At 61.0% G+C, this 19,475-nt stretch carries 16 protein-coding genes; 8 read left to right on the top strand and 8 right to left on the bottom strand.

Annotation, left to right across the window (positions count from 1 at the left end; all coding sequences use genetic code 11):
• The first annotated feature begins 8 nt into the window (after nucleotides 1–8).
• The 7 genes from BLS41_RS30145 to BLS41_RS30115 are packed head-to-tail and all read left to right on the top strand — an operon-like array spanning nucleotide 9 to nucleotide 10,097.
• Nucleotides 9–1,691, top strand: a complete 1,683-nt coding sequence (locus BLS41_RS30145; protein WP_074771380.1) for a glycoside hydrolase family protein — start codon at nucleotides 9–11, stop codon at nucleotides 1,689–1,691.
• Nucleotides 1,676–2,248 carry a low molecular weight protein arginine phosphatase gene (locus tag BLS41_RS30140; RefSeq protein WP_083380157.1) on the top strand — a complete coding sequence of 191 codons (573 nt, stop codon included), beginning with the start codon at nucleotides 1,676–1,678 and terminating at the stop codon, nucleotides 2,246–2,248. Before BLS41_RS30145 ends, BLS41_RS30140 begins: the two co-directional genes overlap by 16 nt.
• Nucleotides 2,245–4,509, top strand: coding sequence for a polysaccharide biosynthesis tyrosine autokinase (locus tag BLS41_RS30135; protein ID WP_074771378.1), 2,265 nt, complete (start codon nucleotides 2,245–2,247; stop codon nucleotides 4,507–4,509). The genes BLS41_RS30140 and BLS41_RS30135 overlap by 4 nt, the downstream gene beginning before the upstream one ends.
• Complete coding sequence (locus BLS41_RS30130; RefSeq protein WP_074771377.1) at nucleotides 4,506–6,659, top strand: glycosyltransferase; 2,154 nt, start codon at nucleotides 4,506–4,508, stop codon at nucleotides 6,657–6,659. The genes BLS41_RS30135 and BLS41_RS30130 overlap by 4 nt, the downstream gene beginning before the upstream one ends.
• 49 nt (nucleotides 6,660–6,708) lie before the next feature.
• Nucleotides 6,709–7,749 carry an EpsG family protein gene (locus BLS41_RS30125; protein WP_074771376.1) on the top strand — a complete coding sequence of 347 codons (1,041 nt, stop codon included), beginning with the start codon at nucleotides 6,709–6,711 and terminating at the stop codon, nucleotides 7,747–7,749.
• Between the two features lie 6 nt (nucleotides 7,750–7,755).
• On the top strand, nucleotides 7,756–8,919 hold the full coding sequence (locus BLS41_RS30120; RefSeq protein WP_083380156.1) for a glycosyltransferase: 1,164 nt from the start codon (nucleotides 7,756–7,758) through the stop codon (nucleotides 8,917–8,919).
• Nucleotides 8,916–10,097: a polysaccharide pyruvyl transferase family protein gene (locus BLS41_RS30115; protein WP_074771374.1), complete on the top strand. Its 1,182-nt coding sequence runs from the start codon at nucleotides 8,916–8,918 to the stop codon at nucleotides 10,095–10,097. Before BLS41_RS30120 ends, BLS41_RS30115 begins: the two co-directional genes overlap by 4 nt.
• 93 nt (nucleotides 10,098–10,190) lie before the next feature.
• On the opposite strand, the gene galU is transcribed toward BLS41_RS30115, so the two are convergent.
• Complete coding sequence (gene galU / locus BLS41_RS30110; protein WP_074771373.1) at nucleotides 10,191–11,072, bottom strand: UTP--glucose-1-phosphate uridylyltransferase GalU; 882 nt, start codon at nucleotides 11,070–11,072, stop codon at nucleotides 10,191–10,193.
• A 390-nt stretch (nucleotides 11,073–11,462) separates the two neighbouring features.
• Here galU and BLS41_RS30105 point away from each other — a divergent pair, with 390 nt between their 5' ends.
• Entirely contained in the window at nucleotides 11,463–11,693 is a 231-nt protein-coding gene (locus tag BLS41_RS30105) for a flagellar transcriptional regulator FlhD (RefSeq protein WP_074771372.1), read from the top strand.
• A 339-nt stretch (nucleotides 11,694–12,032) separates the two neighbouring features.
• On the opposite strand, the gene BLS41_RS30100 is transcribed toward BLS41_RS30105, so the two are convergent.
• The 7 genes from BLS41_RS30100 to BLS41_RS30070 form a co-directional block, all read right to left on the bottom strand.
• The gene (locus tag BLS41_RS30100; RefSeq protein WP_074771371.1) at nucleotides 12,033–13,280 is read right to left on the bottom strand and encodes an enolase C-terminal domain-like protein; all 1,248 of its coding nucleotides are present in this window, start codon (nucleotides 13,278–13,280) and stop codon (nucleotides 12,033–12,035) included.
• Between the two features lie 51 nt (nucleotides 13,281–13,331).
• Nucleotides 13,332–14,624, bottom strand: coding sequence for an MFS transporter (locus BLS41_RS30095; RefSeq protein WP_074771370.1), 1,293 nt, complete (start codon nucleotides 14,622–14,624; stop codon nucleotides 13,332–13,334).
• 98 nt (nucleotides 14,625–14,722) lie between these two features.
• Nucleotides 14,723–15,490 (bottom strand): SDR family oxidoreductase, encoded by a 768-nt coding sequence (locus BLS41_RS30090; protein ID WP_074771369.1) that lies wholly within the window; start codon nucleotides 15,488–15,490, stop codon nucleotides 14,723–14,725.
• A 119-nt stretch (nucleotides 15,491–15,609) separates the two neighbouring features.
• Entirely contained in the window at nucleotides 15,610–16,332 is a 723-nt protein-coding gene (locus BLS41_RS30085; protein ID WP_253189833.1) for a FadR/GntR family transcriptional regulator, read from the bottom strand.
• Nucleotides 16,333–16,555: 223 nt separating this feature from the next.
• Nucleotides 16,556–17,935 (bottom strand): tripartite tricarboxylate transporter permease, encoded by a 1,380-nt coding sequence (locus BLS41_RS30080; RefSeq protein WP_074771368.1) that lies wholly within the window; start codon nucleotides 17,933–17,935, stop codon nucleotides 16,556–16,558.
• Nucleotides 17,935–18,474, bottom strand: coding sequence for a hypothetical protein (locus BLS41_RS30075; RefSeq protein ID WP_253189832.1), 540 nt, complete (start codon nucleotides 18,472–18,474; stop codon nucleotides 17,935–17,937). The genes BLS41_RS30080 and BLS41_RS30075 overlap by 1 nt, the downstream gene beginning before the upstream one ends.
• A gap of 74 nt (nucleotides 18,475–18,548) precedes the next feature.
• Complete coding sequence (locus BLS41_RS30070) at nucleotides 18,549–19,475, bottom strand: hydroxymethylglutaryl-CoA lyase (RefSeq protein WP_436972073.1); 927 nt, start codon at nucleotides 19,473–19,475, stop codon at nucleotides 18,549–18,551.

Genomic DNA, 19,475 nt, shown 5'->3' with positions numbered 1-19,475 from the left:
TATTTGCAATGTGGGTCTCGTACAGCGAGGTCGTCGTGAATCGACGCTCGATCATGGGTCTTTCCGCCGGTGTCGCCATGCTGGGTGCGACCGCCGCTTCACGTGGATGGAGTGAATCCGCCGTGGCTCCGTCGCAAAACGGATTTCTGTGGGTTACCGAATTTGCTGCCAAAGGCAATGGCTCAAGCGACGACACGGGCATGTTCCAGCGCGCGATCGACTACGTACGGAACATTGCACTGCGAGCGCGTGACACGTCGTGCCTGCCTGCATTGCTGATTCCCGCCGGCCGCTATGGTCTGTCCGGAACGATCGACACGGCGCCGTGGATCAAGCTGCGCTCGGTGGGCGGCGTACTGCTCGACTTTTCTCTCCTGCCAGCCGGGTGGGATGGCTTGACGTGCAGAAACGAAACGACGCTTCCCGCGACCGCGTTGCGTTTTCCCGGCGACCGTTCGCCGTTTCTCGACGGCTCGGGCGGCACGATCTCGATACTCGGTCCCGGTAGGGAGCGTTCAGAGGGATCGGGCATCGTCATGGGCAACCGGCAGGCCGGATTCTCCGGCGCTGTACGCGATGCCGGTGGCCACAACGTCGTGGTGACAGGTTGGCGGGGTGCCTTGCAGATCGATCCAATCAATACCTATCTGACCGCCTGGTTTTCGTCGCGCTTCGAACAGAATCGCGACAGCAGCATTTATGTCGCACCGGGCGTGGGTAGAAGCGTGAACAGCGGGGAGCGGATGACCTTCGTCGACTGCACGTTTGCGGGTTCGGAACGCGCCGTCGACATCAACTCCGACAGCATGGATTTCGTCTTCGACGCGTGTTCGTTCGATTTCAACGGCGACGTGGTGCATTTCGGCGCCCACGCGCGCTACGGTACGGTGGCCATGAGCCATTGTCATGTCGAAGGAATCGACGGCCTGCTGGTCAACGCGACCGCCGCGGGCGAGCGTCTTCGCGTCGTGTTACGCGACTCGATCGTCCTGCCGAGACACTGGAAGCGCAAAGACCTCATCAATGCACCGCGTCGCCTTGTTGCCGGAACTGCGAAATTCGCCGCTTCGGGCGTCGAATGGCGTTTCGAAGCGCCGGAACAGAACACATTGACGGCGCTGATAGGCGACGAAGTGCCGGTCGAGTCATTGCAGGCGATGAGCTTCCAGAAAACTCCTGCGTTGCCGTGGCGGGGCCGCCTGAGCAACCCCGATAGCGACTTCTCGTTCGATGGAGCCGGTACGCCCATGGACAAACTAAGCCATTGGAGCACGTCTAGCGCATCCGTCCACCTGGCGAGCGGCGAGTTGGTCGTCACGAATCCGCCACCCGTAGGCGACGCCGTGGTCAGATCAACGCAGACACTGCAAGTCTCGTTGCCGGAACAGAGCGACTCACCCTTCTCGTTGACCACGCGTCATGCTTTCCCGGTCGGGCCGGGCGAGACCGTATCGGCTGCCTGTATGGCAAATGCTACGGGTACGACGGGTCGCACGAACTTCTCGTTCCAGTTTTTCGCCGCAGCAGCCGTCCCCGTCGGCACAAGTGAAGTCAAAAGCACCACAAACCCGCTTCCGCTTGCACAAGCAACCGTCCCTGCCGGTGCCTCCGAGGCTCTCCTCACGGTGAGCTTCAGCGGTTGGACAGGGAAGCTCGAGATTAATGAACTGGCCATATGGCGTTCGTCGTGACGCCTGGCGCGCAAGCACCCCGTCGAGTCGACCACGTCTCAACACAAAGAAAGCAAAACCAGATGATTTCCAATGTTCTAACGGTGTGTCACGGAAACCTTTGCCGCAGCCCGATGGCTGCCGCCATGCTCAAGAGCCGCGACGAGACGCTTCAGGTACGTTCGGCCGGACTCGCTGCCGAGGTAGGACAGCCGGCAACGAGCGAAGCGGTCGCGGCATTGACAGAAATCGGCATCGACATACGCTCGCATCGCGCCACGCAGCTGACCCGCCAGCTGGCGAACGAGGCCGATCTGATTCTCACCATGACCTCCGCACAATCGCGCAGTCTGCAATCGCTTTATCCGACCATGCGGGGTCGGATTTTCACGTTGTGCGGCTTCGACGGTATCGATATCGACGACCCGTTCGGCTTACCACTCGCCGCATTCCGCACCTGTCGCGAAGCGTTGAGAAGCGGCGTCGACTATTGGGCGCATCGACTGAACGATCTGAATGAGCCGATCAGCGAGCGTGTGCATTCCGATGCAGTCTGCCGGCGCGGAGGTGTTCAATGAACCCGCCGTATGCTCCGCATGATGTGCGTACCGTCGAAAAGGAATTCAACCTGGCGGCCATGCTCGACGTGTTCTTGCTCTACCGACGCATGATGCTGTGGATTTTCGGAACCGTGTCGGTGTTGGGTATTGCAGCGGTATTCCTGTCGGACCCGCAATATCAGGTCAATATCATTACTCAAGTCGACGAAGGATCTGCCGCGACAACCGCTTCGTCGCTGCTGGGTCAGGACCTCTCGTCGATGCTCGACGTGAAGTCGTCTGCCGATACCGAAATGCAGGTGTTGCAATCACGCCTCGTCGTAGCCTCGGCGGTCGATAACCTGCGCCTCGATATCGAAGCATCGCCCGCGCGCTTTCCGTTGATCGGTCGTGCAATCGCACGATCGAATACGGGGCTAACCCGCCCGGGCTTGCTGGGAATCGGCGGTTACACGTGGGGTGGCGAGCGTGCAGTCGTCAAGCGCTTCGATGTCCCCACCGAACTGGAAGGAGAACCCTACCGCCTGATCGTGCTCGACGGCGGCCTGTACCGCCTCTCGGGAACTGGGCTGGCGCGCGACGTGATTGGGCGGGTCGGCACAAGCGAAACCTTCATCAGCGACAACGGGCCGATCACGCTGGAGATCAGCGATATCCATGCGGCGATCGGCGCCCGTTTCAAGCTCATCCGGCAATCGCGTCTCGAAGCGATCGATCAGTTGCAACGTAGTCTTTCCATCAGCGAGCTGGGCAAAGATTCGAACGTGCTACAGGTCAAGCTGCGCGGCAGCGATCCGGTATTGATCACCGCGATCCTGAACGATATCGCACAGCACTATGTCCACCAGAACGAAGACCGTAAGGCAGAACAGGCCGCGCGTTCCCTGACGTTTCTGCGTGGTCAGGTGCCTGATTTGCGGCAGAAACTCGACGCAGCCGAAAGCGCTTACTCGGTGGTGCGGACCAGGCTGGGATCGGTCGATCTCGATGGCGAAGCCCGTGCCGTACTCCAACAGTCGGCCGACAACGAAACCGCAATCAGCACGCTGCGACAAAAGCGTGCGGATGCGTTGACGCGTTTCGAACCGAACAATCCGACCGTGATCGCGCTCGATCACCAGATCGAGGTGTTGCAATCGCAATCGGCGGGATTCAATCAACGTATCGACCACCTGCCCGAGACACAGCGCCAGGTCGTGAAAGTCCAACGTGACGTCAAGATCGCCAACGATCTGTACGTCGGCTTGCTCAATAACATCGAACAGTTGCAGATTCTGGAGGTGGGACGAATCGGCAATGTACGCGTGCTGGATAGCGCACTGCTGCCCGATCAACCGATTCGTTTGTGGCGGCCCGTGCTGTGCGTGGTCGTGATCGTGCTGGCCTTCTTCGCAGCGGCGGGCACCGCGTTCGCGCGCGATCTGTTGTTCCGCGGAATTTCCGACCCGCACGAGATCGAGGAGCAGACCGATCTCAGCGTGTTCTCCGTCGTCCCGATGGCAAACCGCCGCGGGTTCCGCTGGACTGCGCGTGGACGCCGCAAAAACAGTCCGCATCGGCCGCTGGCATTCGTCGACCCAGCTGACCCGGCGATCGAGAGTTTGCGTAGCCTGCGTACCGCCCTGCAATTCTCGCTGGCCGATTCCGCCAACAATGTTGTGATGTTCACTGGGCCGGCGCCGAATATCGGAAAATCGTTTATCGCGTGGAACGTCGCGGCCGTCCTCTCACGTACCGGAAAACGGGTTCTACTGGTGGACGGAGACTTGCGGCGCAGCGGACTGAGCCGCGCTCATGGATGCTATTCGGCGGCCGGACTCTCGGATGTGATCATCGGGAACTGCACGCTCGACGCGGCGATCCGCAAGATCGAGCGCTCGACGCTCGACTTTCTGCCGAGCGGCTCGCTGCCGGCCAATGCCGCCGATCATTTGAGCAAGCCGGGTGTGGCGGACCTCTTCAAGACGTTCGCCGAACACTACGACATCGTGATCGTGGACACCGCTCCGCTTCTCGCGGTACCCGACGCCGCGATTCTCGCGCCCTATTCCAGCGGCAACGTCTTCCTGGTTGCGCGCGCCTCCATCACAAAACCCGCGGAACTGGAGGAGTGCGCCCGGCGTTTGCGTCAGGTCAACGTCGAAGTGAAGGGTGTCGTGCTCAACGGCATCGATCGCCACGCAGGCCGTTTCCGCTACGGCTCGAGCTACGGAAGCTACCACTACGCAAATTCACGGGGAGAAGACCCTCGTCCCGTGATCGACGAGGTGGTGCAATGACGCAGCGGCGCCGCGACGCCTGGGCGGCGTCTTTATTGTCGGTTAGCGCACTGGGATCGGCTGCGCTCGCGTTTGCGGTTCAGGCCGTGCTGGCGCGCGTGCTCTCCTCGTCGGCGTATGGGCAGTTCGCGGCCGCGCTGGCGGTCGTGACGATCATTGCGCCGGCGGTCGGCTTCGGTGTGCCGTCTTTCTGGCTGAAGGCTTACGGTACCGAAGGCTGGGCCGCTACACGCTGGATGGAGGTGTCGGTACGGTTCATCACCCGCAGCGCGCTCGCGTGCGTCGCCGCGGCCGTGTTGTGGGCGTGGCTCGGTACGGCCGATGCCCGCACCGGCCAACTGTTGCTGTCGATGCTCCCGGTCGTGCTGACGCAGGGCGCCATCGAAATGGCTTCCGCCAGGCTGCAGCTCGAAGAGAAATTCAGTCGTGTCGCGATGTGGCAGATCCTGCAGCACGCCGGGCGGCTCCTGCTGGTCGTGGCTTGCTGGCGCGCCGGCGCAAATAGCGAAGCGATGGCGCTCGGCTTCGGTTGCATTGGACTGGTCATCACGTTCGGTGCGTGGCGCTCGATCGCCGCGCTGCGGCGCGGTGCGGCGGAACTGGTCGGACACGGACCGAACTCCGCCGCGTCACGCCCGCAGACGATGCCGCCGTCACCGACGCTCACCGAACTCTGGCGTAACGTCATGCCGTTTGGCCTGTCCAGCCTGCTGTTTTATGCCTATGGACAAAGCGGCATGGTGATCGTGTCTCACCTCGGCACCGCGTCGGATGTCGGTATTTATAGCGTCGCCGTCACGATTCTGAGTGCGCTCTATCTGCTGCCGACGGTGCTGTTCCAGAAACTGCTGATGCCGCGTTTGCACCGCTGGGCCGCCTCCGGCGACGCACGCCTCGAACGGACGTACCGCGACGGCAACAAGTGGATGTTCGCGTCGGGAATCGTCCTGGCCGGTCTGGCAGCATGGCTCGCGCCGCTCGTCGTGCCCAGTGTGTTTGGGCGGCACTACGCGCAATCGGCCAGCGTCGTCGCGCTCATGACGATCAGCACGCCATTCAGGTTTCTCACCGTCAGCGCTTCGTCGGTGATGACCACTCGCGATCTGATTCGCGTGCGCAATCGCTGCGCGTTGATCGCCCTGCTCTTCAGCGTGGTGGCAACCATCTTCGGGGTGTCGCATGCGGGCATCATGGGTGCCGCCGTCGCATCGGTCGCGGGCGAAGTTGTGTGGGCTGTGTTGTCGGTGCTGTGCGCGCGTCACTTTCTCGCTCGCGCTCGCAGCAGGCAGAAAGCCGCTACGGGAACTCGCAGCGTCCCGGCCGGCTTGCCTCTCTCGCGCTCCCGCTCGATCCCGGTCAGCGTCATCATTCCGTGCTTCAACTGTGGCGAGACGATCGCGCGAGCGGTTCAGTCGGTATTTCTGCAAACGTCGCGACCGCACGAGTTGATTCTGGTCGACGACTGCAGCACGGACGGCACCCGCGCACTTCTCGCCGATCTGGTGACGCAGTACCCCGCCGACTGGATTCGCGTGATCCTCCAACCGCGCAATGCGGGCCCTGGCGCCGCGCGCAATGCCGCTTGGCGCGCGGCCACGATGCCTTACATCGCGTTCCTCGACTCGGATGACAGCTGGCATCCCGCGAAGATGGCAATCCAGTACGGCTGGATGTCGGCTCGCCCACATGCCGCTATCACCGGCCATCCGGTCGCGCAACTGGAACCGCACCAGCGCGCCGATGCGCAGCCGTGGCCACCCGTTACGGTGCCACGCCGGATGTCCCGGCAGCGGGTGCTGTTCTCGAACCGCTTCACGCCGTCCAGCATCCTCATGCGCGCGGATGTCGAAGCCCGCTTCGACGAAACGAAGCGGCATGCCGAAGACTATTTCATGTTGCTCGAAGTGGTTCTGGTGGATAAGGGCGAAGCCTTTCTGTTTCCGTTTCCGCTCTCCTACGTCTATAAGGCGCAGTTCGGCGCCAAGACCGGCCTGAGCGCGCAGCTCTGGAAAATCCAGCAAGGCGAACAGGACAACTACCTGCGATTTCGCCGGCGAGGATCGATCAGCCACGTGGAGTGGCTGTGCTTCTCGCTTCTCAGCGCCGCGAAGTACCTCCGGCGTTGCCTGCTGTCGCGGAAGTTGACATGAGCAATCGATCCGCACCCGACGCGCTGCACCGACATGCAAGGCAGGCGCCATGAGCTATTACCTCTTGCCGCTATTGATCTTCTACTTCGGCGTAGCGCTGTGTATCGCCTATGGCGGCACCAACCCCGTCGTCATACTCACCTGCTCGCTGCCGATCGTCGCGCTGGCCGTTCTGCGCGGTCACAGCGGCACCGATACCGCCGCGTATTACCAGGCTTTCACGGACCTCGGTCAAGGCAATGGATATGGCGCCGAGCCGCTATTCAATGCCTATGCACAATTGCTCTGGTCCGTCGATCCCGACCCCCGCTTCGTCGTCAACAGTATCTCGATGACAACCGCCCTGCTGCTGCTCTGGTCGGTTTCCCGCAGCCGCTATGGCATCTGGTTCGGCGGATTGGTCCTCGTACCGGGCATGTTCTACGAACTGACCATGAACGTGATGCGCTTCGGTCTCGCGTCGGCCATCTTCCTTGTCGCAACTCGCGTGGCGCCGCACCGAAGGCCGCTGCGATACCTCATCTTCGCGCTGATCGGCACCTGCGTGCACTTCTCATCCGCACTCCTGTTTCTGCTTTTCATTGCAACGACGCGGCGCGGACACACGCTCATGTTCGTCGGCGTCGCGGTGGCGGTCATCGGTATCTCGCTCGTGATGCCGGACTACTTCGCCGACAAGACCAGTCTTTACACCGGCATAGCGGCCCCCAATGCCTCGTCGGGTCTGCTGTTCCTGCTGATCCAGTTACTGATGCTGGCTGTGATGCTCATTTACAGACGGCAATTCGCGATTCCGCCCATTGGCTGGCTGATTTGCGCGTTACTGGCAATGGTGCTTTACGCCATGACGCAGGTCACTTACGCGGGCATCCGTTTCCAGCTGATTCTCGTGAACCTGATGCTGGTCGTGATGTGGCGTCAGTTCGCTCCGCCCAGCGGCCGAATGAAGGCGAACCTCGGAATGTGGCTATTCATCATTGGACTAGTCGCGCTCGCGGGACGAATCCACAACATGTCCGATGAGGAAGGTCAGGGTGAGTCTCCTTTCCTGCCTTATCAGGCGGCTCCAGCCATTCAGGAACTAGGGTGATCGACTATGCGACAGAAAATCGTACACGTAACAGAAGCACTGGGCGGAGGTGTGCTGCATTGCGTCGTTCTGCTCGCCAATCGCCAGGTCGCGGCAGGAGATGAGGTTGTAGTGCTGCACTCTGTCCGGCCGGATACGCCGACGGTCGGCAAGCTCGACAGTCTGTTCGATCCCAGAGTCCGACGTGAGATGGTGGACATGCGCACGCAGATCGGCGTCCATGATCTCGTGAGCATTGTGTTGCTTGTCGGCAGCCTGTTTCGCGAGCGCGCGGATATCGTCCATCTCCACTCGTCGAAGGCGGCGGCACTCGGGCGCGTCGCCGCGCGTCTGCTCGGTATCAGCTCGCGTACGATCTATTCTCCGCACGGGTTTGCCTTTCTCAAGAAGGACATCTCGCCACTCAAGAGCAAAGTCTATCTACTGGTCGAGCGGTGGCTTCACGCGATGGGCGGACATATCGTCGCGTGCTCCAAAAGCGAATTGCGTTATGCACGCATGCTTCTGCGACGGACGGAACGCACAAGCCTTGTAGAAAATGCGGTGAAACTCGACGGGTTTAATCCTGACCATTACAGGCAACCAGCCGAGCAGGTAGTCATTTGCACGTCTGCACGCGTAACCTATCAGAAGGCGCCGTGGCGATTCACGAATCTCGCGCAGCGGCTTGCCGGCCTACCGCGCACCCGCTTTGTCTGGTTCGGTGACGGCGAGGCCGACGCGATCGATCAATGGGTCGATCGCGAAGCGGTTCAGATCAGCGGCTGGATTACCGCGCTCGAACTCAGATTGCGACTTCTGGAGTGCGACATCTTCGTGTTGCCCTCGTTGTGGGAAGGCATGCCTATCGCACTGATTGAAGCTCAGGCAGCTGGATTGCCGGCTGTAGCCAGTCGGATAGTGGGCAATCGCGACGTGATCGTCCACGGCGTGACCGGGTTTCTTGCCAATAACGACGACGAGCTGGAGTACTACACCCGCCTGTTAATCGTCGACGCAGCGCTGCGCAAACAAATGGGTACGGCCGCGCGTGCCCATGCGCGCGACCGTTTCGGCGATCAGCAACTTTTCCGCGCTTATGTCGGCGTGTATCGACGTCTGCTGACGCCGGGGCATTCCCCACACTCGCGGCCCCGCGCACAAGCACTGTTAAATGAGGCCCTGAAATGAACACACCTGAAGTCGACGCCCCGCCCCGCGTCTCACCGGACCTGCGCCCCACTCAACGCCTTCATCGCGACCTGCAGGCAATCACGGCCGTCCGCGAAACACGCATCGCGTTCTTCGGATTCTACGGGCGTCATAACTTTGGCGACGATCTATTCGGCTATCTGCTGCAAGCAATTTCAGTCAGAACACCTGGTATCAAGCCGCTGATCGTGGGGGCGTCCCCTGCACAGGAATTGACGTATCTGTTCCACCTGCCTCTCGCTCGCAGATTGTGGACGCGTAGCGGCACACTAGGCGCCGCAGCACGGTCGCTCACCTATGTCGCGGCTATATGGCAAGCAAGAGCCGCCGTGTTCGGCGGAGGTTCGCTGTTTGGCGCCCACGCCTCGCTACCGTTTGCAAGGTTGATTATCAATATAGGACGCCGCCTCAATCGCCCGGTCGCGGCGCTCGGCGTGTCGGTCGGCCCCTTTAGCACGACTGAACGGCAACAGGCATTCGCGGATATCCTGAGGGCCGTGCCTCGAATTGCGGTTCGCGATGAAGCATCGGTGCAGGCAGTTAAGGATGCGACGGGCTCGAAGCCTGCCAACCTTCGGGATCTCGCGTTCTCGCTTCCAGCACTTTACACGCCGACGCTCAGTGGAAAGTCGCGGCGCACACTCGTGGTGTCGATTCACTTACGACAGTACATGGACGCAGCTCTTTCGATTCTCGCCGCGGTCGACAGACTAGGTCTCGTCGATCATGTGATATTCGCTTCTCTGGACGACGAGAGTGTCGCAGTCACGGGAGACATTGCGCGCCTGTTCTCGCCTTCAAATGTCTCGGTCGCCCGCTTTCAATATGGAGATTCGATTACCGGGGTCATTGATCTGCTCGCGGGAGCGGCCTGCGTCGTGACTTCGAAGTTGCATGGCGCGATCGTCAGTTTTGTGTACGACGTCCCTATCATGCTGTTTTGCTACCAGTCCAAATGCTCTGAGTTCTTGCGCGACAACGCATTACCCGGTCCGCAGGAACCCCAACCGACCAATGAGATCTGTGTCGCGCACGTGACGGACCTGTTGTTTCGCGGTCGCCAGACTCGTTATTCGAAAGCCGGATGGCATCTCGATCAGTTCACTCGCTTTGTCGCGGATATCGTGCGCGATGAAGCGAGCGAGCGGTCCGTCTGAATCACCTGCCGGGATGAGCGGGCGCCGAATCTGCAGAAGGCGTCCTTGCTTATCTCGCCACCCGCCCCCTGCGGAGTTCGGCAAACCCCGATCCTATTCGTATAGCTCGGTCATTCTCCCAGCAAGATAGTCACGGAAGTCTATTGAGACTTCGGGATGGCGAAGCGCGAATTCCACTGTCGCCTTCAGATAGCCCAGCTTGCTGCCGCAGCCGAAACGCGTGCCTTTGTACCGGTACGCGAGGACCTGCTCATCATTGAGCAGCGATTGAATTGCGTCGGTCAATTGCAACTCACCGCCGCTACCCGGCCGCAGTGCACGCAAATGCTCGAAAATTCGCGGCTTGAGCACGTAGCGGCCCACCACGCCGTATCGGGACGGCGCGTCGGCGGGCATCGGCTTCTCAACAATACCGGACAGCTTGAAAACATTGTCTTCCCATTGTTTGCCGTCGATCACGCCATAGGACCCGGACTCCTCGGGTGCGATCTCTTCGACACCCAAAACCGACGTATGGTAGTGATCGAAAACGTCAATCATCTGACGCAGTACCGGCGGCTTGCCATCCAGCAGATCGTCCGCCAGCACGACGGCAAACGGACTGTCGCCAACGAGCTTTTCCGCGCACAACACCGCGTGCCCCAAGCCCAGCGCCTCCGCCTGGCGAACATAGAAGCAATGAACATGACTCGGCTTGATACTGCGCACGAGGGAGAGCAGCTTTTCTTTGCCGCGTGCCTCCAGTTCCGCTTCGATCTCATACGACTTGTCGAAGTGATCCTCGATGGCTCGCTTGCTGCGCCCTGTCACGAAGATCATCTCTGTGATGCCCGCCGCGATTGCTTCCTCGACGGCGTATTGAATCAGCGGTTTATCGACGACCGGCAACATCTCTTTGGGACTTGCTTTGGTCGCGGGAAGAAAGCGTGTACCGAGACCGGCAACGGGGAATACAGCTTTCGTTACGTTAAGCATTGGCTTGAATCTCGCGTGTGAAATGGTCGGTGTTTATTTGGAAATACAGGCTCTCTAATAAAAAGAACCTGCCCGCGTGAATCGAAAAAGCCGGGCAGGTTGAACCGAGGCCATAGGATTCGCGGGGGCGAATCCAGTGCCAGTATCTCCCTCCCCCAGGTAAGTCAGGTTAAGACCTGTCGGATCACACTGATCGAATGACGGAACGCTACACAATTCGCCGCGAAAAGCTCAGAGTTCATTTCTCTCGAGTATCCATAGCGAGACTTGAATGGCGGATCGCATCAAGGTTTTGTCAGAAACCGGCCAACTGGCGCGGATAAACTGCGAAGGAGCGTATCGCCGGAGAGTCGACGGTGATGGGCACATCAACCTTCGTATAAGGCAACAATGTTGAACGATCTGGAAAGCCTGCGGGCAATTGCCGCCTTCAATCAATCGTACCTGCTGCTAGCTCAGCGCATGCTGGGCGACGATGCCGAGCACGCAAAGTCGGCACTCGGTCTGTCGGATTCAATGGCCACCCGAATCCGCTCGTTGACCCCCGCTGAGATTGAGATACTTGCTGACAGCGGCGAACTGATCTGTCAGTTTCGGGCCGACGCCACATCTCTGGGCTGACTTGTTATTGGGCGTTGCCGATCAACCGTTGAGCGTGATGGATTCATGATCCGTCTGCAGCAGACGGATCATGTCGTAGGTCGGAAAAATACGAAATCGATACCGCCGCGCGGCTGCGCGGACGGATGAATCATCATACATCGCACGCGACATCATCCTTTTCAAGCGATTAACACCTTCTGTTAATACACTATGACGATGTCGGGAGTCGATTAGGGAGCGTGGCGGGATGTGCACCATGAGCATTCGCGCGGGCGGCCGGTGTCGACAACAAAGGACATCGCGTAATGACCGAAACGCCACCACGCAAGCCCCGCCGGATCGCACTTCAAAGCACGATCACGGCGTTTGCAGCGTCCCGTCTTTCAATCTCGTCTGGGTCCACGTCGTGACGGTATTCTCACAGGGATATTTCGCCGCCTCGGCTTCGTCAATATCCACGCCGAGCCCTGGTTTGTCGTTGGCATAGACATAGCCGTCGCGAAACTCCGGAAGCCCCGGAAATACGTCGAGTAACGCGGCTCTCGGCCCTTTGAGCTCCTGAATCACGAAGTTCGGCGGCTCTGTGCCGGACCATTCCTGCACGCCGAAATTGCGCGACGCAAGGTCGATGTGGATGTTGGCCGCGTGCGCCAGCGGCGACATGTCACCGGGTCCGTGCCACGCCGTCCTCACGGCGAACTGCTCGGCGAAGATCTGCAGCTTGCGTCCCGCCGTAATGCCGCCGATCTGACTCAAATGCACGCGGATGTAATCCACCAGCCGTTCGGTGATCAGAAAGCGCCATTCATAAGGATTGTTGAACAGTTCCCCCTGAGCCAGCGGCGTGGTCGTTTTCGCGCGCAACTGGCGCATCCATTCGCCCTCCTCCAGCGGGATCGCGTCTTCGAGAAAGAACAGGTCGTACTGTTCCAGCTCGCACGCGAAACGGACCGCTTCGACCGGCTTCAACCGTTCGTGAACGTCGTGACACAGCGCGACGTCGAAGCCGATCTTGCTGCGAATGCCGTCGAACAGTTTGAGCGTCTCGCGCATGTATTTCCTGCTGTCGAGATATACGCCGTCCGCCGATCCAGCGGGTGCACCCGCCGGCGCGCGACCGTAGCCGCCCCCGCCATATCCGCCGCTCTGACAGCGGATATGCGTGATCCCCTGCTCCCGATACTTCTGGATGTTCTCGCATAGCTCGTTCAGATCGCGGCCGTCGGCATGCCGGTAAATCGGCACAGCTTCACGGCACTTGCCGCCGAATAGCTGATACAGCGGCATATTCGCCTGCTTGCCCTTGATATCCCACAACGCCATATCGACGCCGGAAATCGCGTTGTTCTCGATCGGCCCGTTACGCCAGTACGCGTTCTGATGCATCAGTTGCCATAGCTCTTCGATCGCTTCGGCATCGCGGCCGATCAGCAACGGCCGCAAATACTCCTCGATGAGACACTTCACCGCCACGTGCCGGTAAGCGAACGTCGCGCACCCAAGCCCGACCAGACCAGGCTGGTTCGTCTCCACCTTCACGACGATCAGATTGATGCCTTCCGGCGCGGTCAGGATGACCTTTACATCGGTAATCAGAGTTGCCATTTCAGCCTGCCAAAAACGAATCAAGGGGAACAGATGTGCTCAACCGGAGCCTTACGTGCGATGCAGCGAGAGCGGCGCTTTATCCTTCGCGCGCTGACCGGAATGCGCAGGCACGGTGATCATCAGAATCACGGAGAGCAGCAAGCCGGCCGCCATGAAGATGTACGACGCCGCGGGGCTGCCGGTCACACCGTTCAGGTAACCCACCACCCACGAACCCGCGAACGCACCGAGTGCGCCGCACGCATTGATCAGGCCGATCGCGCCACCCAGCACGTTGCTCGGAATCAATTCGGGGACCAGCGCGAAGAACGGGCCGTAAGGCGCATACATGGTGGCCCCCGCGACGACCAGCAGCGCGAACGAAATCCAGAAATGCGAGCCGCCGACCAGGTACGACGCGACGAACGCGATCGTGCCGACCAGAAGCAGCGGCCACACGAACAGCTTGCGGTTGCGCGTCTTGTCCGACAGCCACGACGCGAGCAACATCAGAATGATGGCAGCGAGATACGGCACGGCGGCCAGCCAGCCGACCGAGACGATATCGATCGTCGAGGCGGCCTTGAGAATCGACGGCAGCCACATGATGAAGCCGTACACGCCGATACTCCACAGCGCGTGAATCGCGCAGAACTTCATCACGATCGACGAGCGGAACGCCGCCTTGTAGTCGCGCACCGGTGCGATATCGGCCTGCTCCGCTTTCAGACGTGCCGCGAATTCGGTCTTTTCGGCGTCGCTCATCCAGGGCGCGTCGGCCGGACGATCCTTCACCGTGAACCACCACACCACTGCCCAGATCAGCGCCGGGGCGCCTTCGAAGACAAACATCTCGCGCCAGCCGAAACTGCGGACCAGATAACCCGACACCACCGACATCCACAGCACCGTCACCGGGTTGCCGAGAATCAGGAAGGTGTTGGCACGCGAGCGTTCGCTGCGTGTGAACCATCGGCTGATGTACATCAGCATCGACGGCATCACGGCGGCCTCCACCACGCCGAGGATGAATCGCAGCGCCATCAGCATCGGAATATTGCTGACCATGCCGGTGGCGGCCGCGCACACGCCCCACAGAATCAGGCTGAAGAAGATCAGCTTCTTGACGCTGTTGCGCTGCGCGTAGATCGCGCCTGGCACCTGAAATAGACAGTAGCCGAGAAAGAACAGCGAGCCGATCAGCGACGACGTGCCGTGCGTAATGCCAAGATCCCTGTCGATCCCGGCTGCGGCGGCGAAGCCGTAATTCGCGCGATCGAGATAGGCCAGGCTGTAGGTGATGAAGATGATGGGCATCAGATACCACCATCTTTGAGGTGCTACGGGTTTGACGCTTTCCATGATGTCTCCGGATCGGTACGGCGTATACAAAGGTTGAGCGCGCGCGAGTCGATTTATTTGTTCTGCTGGACTCGCGCGAGCCTGCATTCGAAGCAGCGTCAGAGCACGGCCAGCCAGCCGCCGTCGACGTAGATGATCTGGCCGTTCACATAGCTCGAAGCAGGCGAGGCCAGATACACCGCGGTGCCGACCAGTTCTTCCGGTTTGCCCCAGCGTTGCGAAGGATTGCTGCTCTTGACCCAGGCATCGAAGGCGGCGTTTTCGATGAGCGGTTTGTTCATGTCGGTCAGGATGTAGCCCGGACCGATCGCGTTCGCCTGGATGTTCGAGGCCGCCCACTCGGCGCTCATCGCGCGGGTCAGCATCTTGATGCCGCCCTTCGCCGCGGTATACGCGCCGACGGTCGCCCGCGCGCCCTCGCTGGTGAGCGAACCGATGTTGATGATCTTGCCACCCGTGCCGCGCGCGATCATGCGTCGTGCCGCCTGTTTCGCGACGATGAACGCGCTGGTCAGATTGGTGTCGATCACGCGCTGCCAGTCGCTCAGTTCGAGATCGACGAGCGGTTTGCGGAACTGGATGCCTGCGTTATTCACGACGATATCGATCTGCACGCCGTCCTTGTCCCACTGTGCGAAGGCCTCGGCGACAGCCGCTTCATCGGTGACGTCGAAAGCGCGTCCCAGTGCGTTGTGCCCTGCGCGGCTCAACTTGCCGACCGATTCGGCGACTGTATCCGCACGCGTGCCGTTGAGCACGACGCTCGCGCCGGCCGCCGCCAATCCTTCGGCCAGCGCGTAGCCGATGCCGCGCGCCGAGCCGGTGATGAGTGCCGTGCGGCCTTTCAGATCGAATAATTGGGTCATGCTGTGAGTCCTCTGTGTTCACAAAAAAGGCGCGAGTGCGCCCGTCGCGATCGCTTGGGTTGTCTGGATCGTCGCGTTTCAAATTGGGTTTAATGCGCTGCTGGCGAAACCTGCCTGCGTCAGGACGGTGTGCCGTTGGCGGTGTCGTTCAATGCGGCGCGGTCCTCGAAATCCTGCTCGGCGCGCTTGATCAGCGTCAGCACGGCCTCTTCCGCGGCCTGCGGATCGCCCTGCTCGATCGCCACGCACAGCGCCTCGTGCATCGGCAGAGAACGGGCCGGGCCGCCGGCAATTTCGGAACTGAGTTCGAAGCTCGTGCGCAAGATCGCCGACAGCGCGTTCTGCATCTGCTGAACGAACTGGTTGTGACAGGCGGCCAGAATGGCGCCGTGAAATGCGAGGTCGGCAGGCACGTAGTCGCCGTGGCCGGCCACCGCCCGCTCCATCGCCTTGAAGGCGCGGCGCACGGCGATGCGATCTTCCGGCGTCGCGCGCTTCGCGGCGAGCCTGGCCGCGTTCGGCTCGATGATCAGACGCAGTTCCATCAGATCTTCGATCAGGCCCGGCTCGATTGCGCCGGCGCGCGCGCGCCACGTGATCACGTCGGGATCGAACAGTTGCCATTGCGCGCGCGGCAGCACGATGGTGCCGTAGCGGCGGCGCACTTGCAGCATGCCCTTGGCCGACAGCGACTTCATCGTCTCGCGGATCGTGATGCGGCTCACCTGCATCTGTTCGGCGAGCACGGGCTCGGCCGGCAGGATGTCGCCCGGCATGAACTTGCCCGAACAGATCTGTTCGCCGAGCTGATTCAGGACCTGTCTGTGTAGCGTCGCCACCATTTTATCTCTATGTCATACGTATGATGTAGAAAGATAGGCGTGACGAAGGCTCCCTGCAACCAGGGATGACCCTCAAAGCATTTCCGTTGCTTCCCACCGATGCAATACGTCGCGGCGGCAAGCAAACATTATTCTGACCGGCTCCGGCTCTGTCGAACGTGCGCGCCGAATGCTGTTTGAAGCAAAGCAGATATGCGCTAGAGGCGATTGCCAGTCAGAACAGTCAGAACAATCTGGCAATCGCCGGCACGCTCAACACGGCGACGTAGTAGCCCATGAACTGCACCCCCGCGTTAAATGCGAACAGCCGCGACAGCAGGCCGCCGAACAGGCCCACGGTGAGAATGACGGCCAGCCCGAGCAACTGTCCTTCCCAGAAGCTGATCACGACGATCAGTCCCGAGAACGTCGCGATAATCGCTTCGTGACTCAAACGACGCGCGACGAACGACGCCGCCCGGTGCGCATAGTTCATTGCGAGCGGATACGCGATCAGCGCAGCGAGCAGGACCGACAACAGTCCATAACCCAGGAACTCGTGAACCGACATCAACGTATGCAGGTTGTTGATGTGCCCGGTTGCTGTGTCCACGGAGAAGCGCGGAGGCGCATTGAACAGCGGCGCGGCCGGCCCCGCCGCGACCGGACTCAGAGGCAAACCGAACGCAATGAGCGGAATCAGCGCTTCCGCGATATAGGTCGCTTCCGTCACGCCGTTGCGGGCCGCGATCACCGTGGTCAGCCGCTGATACGCATGCTTGACACGTGTGCCGACCAGTTCCCCCATCACCACGGTCATCGCCACCGGGCTGAACACGAAGGTCGCGCTCGACACGGCAGCCGTCGCCATCGTCCACGCCGTCTGCTGCCTGTCGAGCACGCGGAACGGATTGGGAAAGTAACCGCGCCACGCCTTCAGGTCCGGCGCAAGCGAGAAGGTCGATACATGCGGACGGCGCATCCGGTTCCGCTCGGCCGGAGAGAGAATCGAAAAGAGATCGGCGACGAGCGGGCCGATTGCGATTCCGAGGAAGTAGCTAACACTGAGCTTTACGCCGTATTTTCCGGTCAAACCCTGCAGGCCGACGATCAGCAGCACGAACGGCAACAACAGCAGCACCGACGCCCATCGTCCGGCGGAAAAGTACGCGATGACAACCGCCGCAACGAGGAACACCCAAGGGGCGGCTTTGGAGATTGCGCTACCGAACGGTGCCAGCAGCACGGCGAACAGAACCGCAAGCGGTACCGCCACAAAAGCCGCGATGATCCCGCCTGAGATCATCTTGCGTAACGCAATATGCGGCACGCCGAGCGCGCGCAACATTGTCGCCTGCTGCAGCAACGGTGCGGCCATCGTATCGCCGGGTATGCCGAGCAGCGCGGTCGGGATCGCATGGGTCATGTGTTTCGCGACCGCGCCCGACATGAAAAACGTGAATACGCCAGCAGGCGGCACACCCAGCAGCGCAACAAGAAGTGTCAGCGGAGCGATGGTGGTCGTCTCGTCCGTGCCGGAAATCAGGCCGATACCGGCGAATACGATCGCGCCGAGCAGTCCCATCGACAGCGCGATTACCAGCTGGTGAAGAAGCGGGTCCATCAGTGTGCTCCTTTGCTCATGGCCAGATCGGCCGGACGGTTGGCTTCGTCGATATGCCGCTCATGCGCGTGCTCGCGCTCGTAGGCAGCGAACAGATCAAGCAGACCGAGTTCGTCCATTTCGGCTCGCGCGGCCGGCGAGAGATCCGCCACCGTGCCGAGTCCGCCGGATTCCGCGGCAAGCTGATCGAGTACTCTCATGCGTTCGGCAGGATTGACCGCGTGCTCGACAACCTCGCGCTTCGGTTTGAACAGGAACGCGCAAACCATGCCCGCCACGAGGCAGCCGGCGAGGCCGACCAGCATCGCGTACGCGCGAGCAATCGCCGCGTCGGGCACGAATGCCGACAGCAGCCGTTGACCCGCGAAGAATGCGCCGATGCTGATGCCCGTCCCGAGAACGACCGACCATGCAAGATGTCGCAGATCGACTGTGTCGCCCCAGACTTCGACGAGTTCGAGTGACGACTCCGTTGCCGGATCGTCATGACGCTGAGTCGCGGTGGCCGGTGCCGCCGCGTGAGCGCGATAGGTTTCCATCTGTCTCCTCCGGATCGTTGTCGGAGTTGCAATTGACCGGCCGCGCGACTGGGCACGCTGTGCCGGCTCTTCGTCTATACGTTATTCGACATCGTGCGAGCGCGGCGCGCCGCCATCGCGCGGGCCACTCGCGACGACGTCACCCTGCCGAGCGCCGTCGAAATAAACTCACCTGCTTCGGCAAGCGCAGCGAGATCGATACCCGTGTGCAAGCCCAGTTCATCGCACAGGTAAACCACGTCTTCGGTCGCGACGTTACCCGTTGCGCCGGGAGAATACGGGCACCCGCCGATACCGGACACCGAACTATCGAAGCTCGCCATACCTGATTGCAGCGCGGCGTACACATTCGCGATGGCCATTCCCCAAGTGTCGTGGAAATGGCCGGCAAGGGCCGATAACGGCACATCTTTCGAGCACGCTTCGATCAGACGTCGGGTCTTCGCAGGCGTGCCCGTTCCGATCGTGTCGCCGAGGCTGATCTCATAGCAGCCCATCTGGTAGAGACGTGACGTCACGCGCGCGACCTGCAACGGATCGATCTCGCCCTCGAACGGGCATCCCAGCACGCAGGACACGTAACCCCGCACGCGCACGCCCTCCTGCCGCGCCCTCTCTACGACCGGCTCGAACCTGTCGATGCTCTCGTCGACCGAACAATTGATGTTCTTCTGCGAGAAGCTCTCCGATGCCGCTGCGAACACGGCAACCTCGTCACACCTCGCCTCCAGCGCCGCGTCGAAGCCTTTGAGATTCGGCACGAGCGCCGACAACACGACGCCTTCCCGACGCTCGATCTCGCGCAGCACCTGGGCGCCGTCGGCCATCTGCGGGACCCATTTCGGCGAAACGAACGCGGCGGCTTCGATCGCGATGACACCCGCCTTCATCAGTCTGCGGATCAGTTCGACCTTCGTCGCGGTCGGCACAAACGAAGGCTCGTTCTGCAAGCCGTCGCGCGGACCGACCTCGACGATTCTGACCTTGCCGGAAACGGGCAG

It is taken from the genome of Paraburkholderia fungorum (genome assembly GCF_900099835.1).
GTDB lineage: Bacteria > Pseudomonadota > Gammaproteobacteria > Burkholderiales > Burkholderiaceae > Paraburkholderia > Paraburkholderia fungorum_A.
This window is presented reverse-complemented; position numbering and strand designations above follow the sequence as displayed.